Source organism: Actinokineospora pegani, from assembly GCF_009745975.1.
Taxonomy (GTDB): domain Bacteria; phylum Actinomycetota; class Actinomycetes; order Mycobacteriales; family Pseudonocardiaceae; genus Actinokineospora; species Actinokineospora pegani.
Genome location: NZ_WHOL01000058.1, coordinates 1 through 3,148 on the forward strand (window position 1 = coordinate 1; position 3,148 = coordinate 3,148).

At 74.5% G+C, this 3,148-nt stretch carries 1 protein-coding gene; it reads left to right on the forward strand.

Annotated features, from left to right (window positions below):
• Positions 1 to 3,148: type I polyketide synthase (locus tag GCL84_RS06315; RefSeq protein WP_197523051.1), on the forward strand; the 3,148-nt coding region annotated here is incomplete at both ends.

Genomic DNA, 3,148 nt, shown 5'->3' on the forward strand with positions numbered 1-3,148 from the left:
TGGTCACTGGTGCGTCGGGTGGTATCGGGTCGCTGCTGGTGGATCACTTGACGGCGCAGGGGTTCGACGTGCTGCCGGTGAGTCGCGGGGCGGGTGTGGACGTCACGGATAAGGCGTCGTTGGCGAAGGCGATCGAGGGGCGTGAGCTGACCGCTGTCGTGCACGCCGCGGGTGTGCTCGACGACGGCACGCTCGGGTCGCTGACGCCGGAGCGCCTGGAGCGGGTCCTGGCGCCCAAGGTGACCGGTGCCCGGAACCTGCATGAGCTGACGAAGGACATGGACCTGGCCGGGTTCGTGCTGTTCTCCTCCACGTCGGGCATCTGGGGCGCGGCGGGCCAGGGCAACTACGCCGCCGCCAACGTGACCTTGGATGCCCTGGCCGCCGACCGCCGGGCCGCCGGGCTGCCCGCGGTGTCGCTGGCGTGGGGCGGCTGGGACACCGGCATGGCCGCGGGCAACAGCCGGATCGGCGCGCTCGGCGCGATCACCCCCGACCTGGGCATGGCCCTGTTCGACACCGCCGTGCGGGCCGACCGCGCGCTGGTCGTGCCCGCTCCCGTCACCCTCGGCGCGCTGCGCGGGGCCGAGGTGCCGCCCGTCTGGCGCGGACTGGTCCGCCCCGAGCACCGCACCGCCGCCGTCGCGCCGACCGGGCTCGCCGGGCGGCTGGCCGGGGCGGACGCCGCCGAGCAGGAGGCGCTGCTGGTCGAGCTGGTCCGCGAGCGGGCCGCCGGGGTGCTCGGGCACGCCGGGGTCGACGCCGTGCGCGCCGACCAGGCGTTCCGCGACATCGGGTTCGACTCGCTGACCTCCGTGGAGCTGCGCAACGCGCTCGCCGCCGCCACCGGTCTGCGGCTGCCCGCCACCCTCGTCTTCGACCACCCGACCCCCGCCGCGCTGGCCCGGCTGCTGCGCGCCGAACTCGTCGGCGCGGACCAGCCCGTCACCACCGCGCCCGCCGTCACGGTCACCGAGGACGACCCGGTCGTCATCGTCGGCATGGCCTGCCGCTACCCCGGCGGCGTCTCCTCGCCGGACCAGCTCTGGGACCTGGTCGCGGGTGGGGTCGACGGCATCGTCGACTTCCCCGCCGACCGCGGCTGGGACACCACCGGCATCCCGGTCGGCCAGGGCGGCTTCCTCGACCGCGCGGGTGACTTCGACCCGGCGTTCTTCGGCATCTCCCCGCGCGAGGCGCTGGCGATGGACCCGCAGCAGCGCCTGGTCCTGGAGACCTCCTGGGAGGTGTTCGAGGACGCCGGGATCGACCCGACCGGCCTGCGCGGCAGCGCGACCGGGGTGTTCCTCGGCGGCGCGGCCACCGGCTACACCCAGGCCGCGCAGGGCCAGGGCCTCGACGGGCACCTGCTCACCGGCGGCTCCGGCTCCATCCTCTCCGGCCGCGTCGCCTACTCCCTGGGCCTGGAGGGCCCGGCGGTCACCGTCGACACGGCGTGCTCGTCGTCGCTGGTCGCCCTGCACTGGGCGGCCAGGGCACTGCGCGCGGGGGAGTGCGCGCTGGCCATCGCAGGCGGCGCCACCGTCATGGCCACGCCGGGCATGTTCATCGGCTTCGGCGGACACGGCGGCCTCGCCGACGACGCCCGCTGCAAGGCCTTCGCCGAAGGCGCGGACGGCACGGCCTGGGCCGAGGGCGTCGGCGTGCTGCTGCTGGAACGCCAGTCCGACGCGATCCGCCACGGCCACACCGTCCTCGCCGTGGTCAGGGGCTCCGCCCTCAACTCCGATGGCGCGTCCAACGGCCTGACCGCCCCCAACGGGCCGTCGCAGCAGCGCGTCATCCGCGCCGCCCTGGCCGCGGCGGGCCTGTCCTCGTCCGATGTGGACTACGTGGAGGCGCACGGCACCGGGACCGCCCTGGGCGACCCGATCGAGGCCCAGGCCCTGCTCGCGACCTACGGGCAGGACCGTGGCAACGGCGCCGCGCCGCTGTTCCTCGGTTCCGTCAAGTCCAACATCGGCCACGCGCAGGCCGCCTCCGGCGTCGCGGGCGTGATCAAGGCCGTGCAGGCGATGCGGCACGGTGTCCTGCCCAGGACCCTGCACGTCGACCAGCCCTCGTCCAAGGTGGACTGGGCGGCCGGGGCCGTCCAGGTGCTCGCGGACGGCCGCGACTGGCCGCCTGTCGACCGCCCCCGTCGCGCGGCGGTGTCGTCGTTCGGGATCAGCGGCACCAACGCCCACGTCGTGCTGGAGCAGGGACCGGCCGTCGAGACCGGCCGCGGCGACGACCGGCCCGCGCCGCTCGTCCTGTCCGCCAAGACCCCGCAGGCCGTGCGGGCGCTGGCCTCCCGGCTGCTCGCCGTGGACGCCGCGCCCGCCGACGTCGCGTGGTCGCTGGCGGGTCGGGCCGCGTTCGAGCACCGGGCCGTGGCCGCCGACGCCGACGCGCTGCGCGCGCTGGCCGACGGCACCGCGCCCGTCGACAGGGCCCGACCGGGCAAGACCGCGTTCGCGTTCTCCGGGCAGGGTTCGCAGCGGATCGGCATGGGCCGGGAGTTGGCCGAGCGGTTCCCGGTGTTCGCCGAGGCGTTCGACGATGTGGTGTCGCGGTTCGACGGGCTGCGGGAGGCGCTGGGGTCCGACGCGATCTCGCGGACCGAGCACAGCCAGGCCGGGCTGTTCGCGTTCGAGGTCGCGTTGGTGCGGTTGTTGGAGTCGTGGGGTGTGCGCCCGGATGTGCTGATCGGGCATTCGATCGGCGAGCTGGCGGCCGCGCACGTGGCCGGGGTGTGGTCCCTCGCGGACGCGGTCAAGGTCGTGTCGGCTCGTGGTCGGTTGATGGGTGCCCTGCCGGAGGGTGGGGCGATGGTGTCGATCAAGGCCGCCGAGTCCGAGATCGAGTTGACCCCTGGTGTGAGCATCGCGGCGGTCAACGGCCCCGAGTCGGTGGTGGTCTCGGGTGTGGAGTCCGAGGTGTTGGCGATCGCCGCCGAGTTCGACAAGACCAAGCGGCTCAGTGTGTCGCACGCGTTCCATTCGCCGTTGATGGACCCGATGTTGGAGGAGTTCCGGGCGGTTGTGGAGTCGGTGGAGTTCCACGAGCCGTCGATCCCGTTGGTGGCGGGCAGGGTGACTGATCCGGGGTACTGGGTCGAGCACGTGCGGGGAACTGTGCGGTTCGC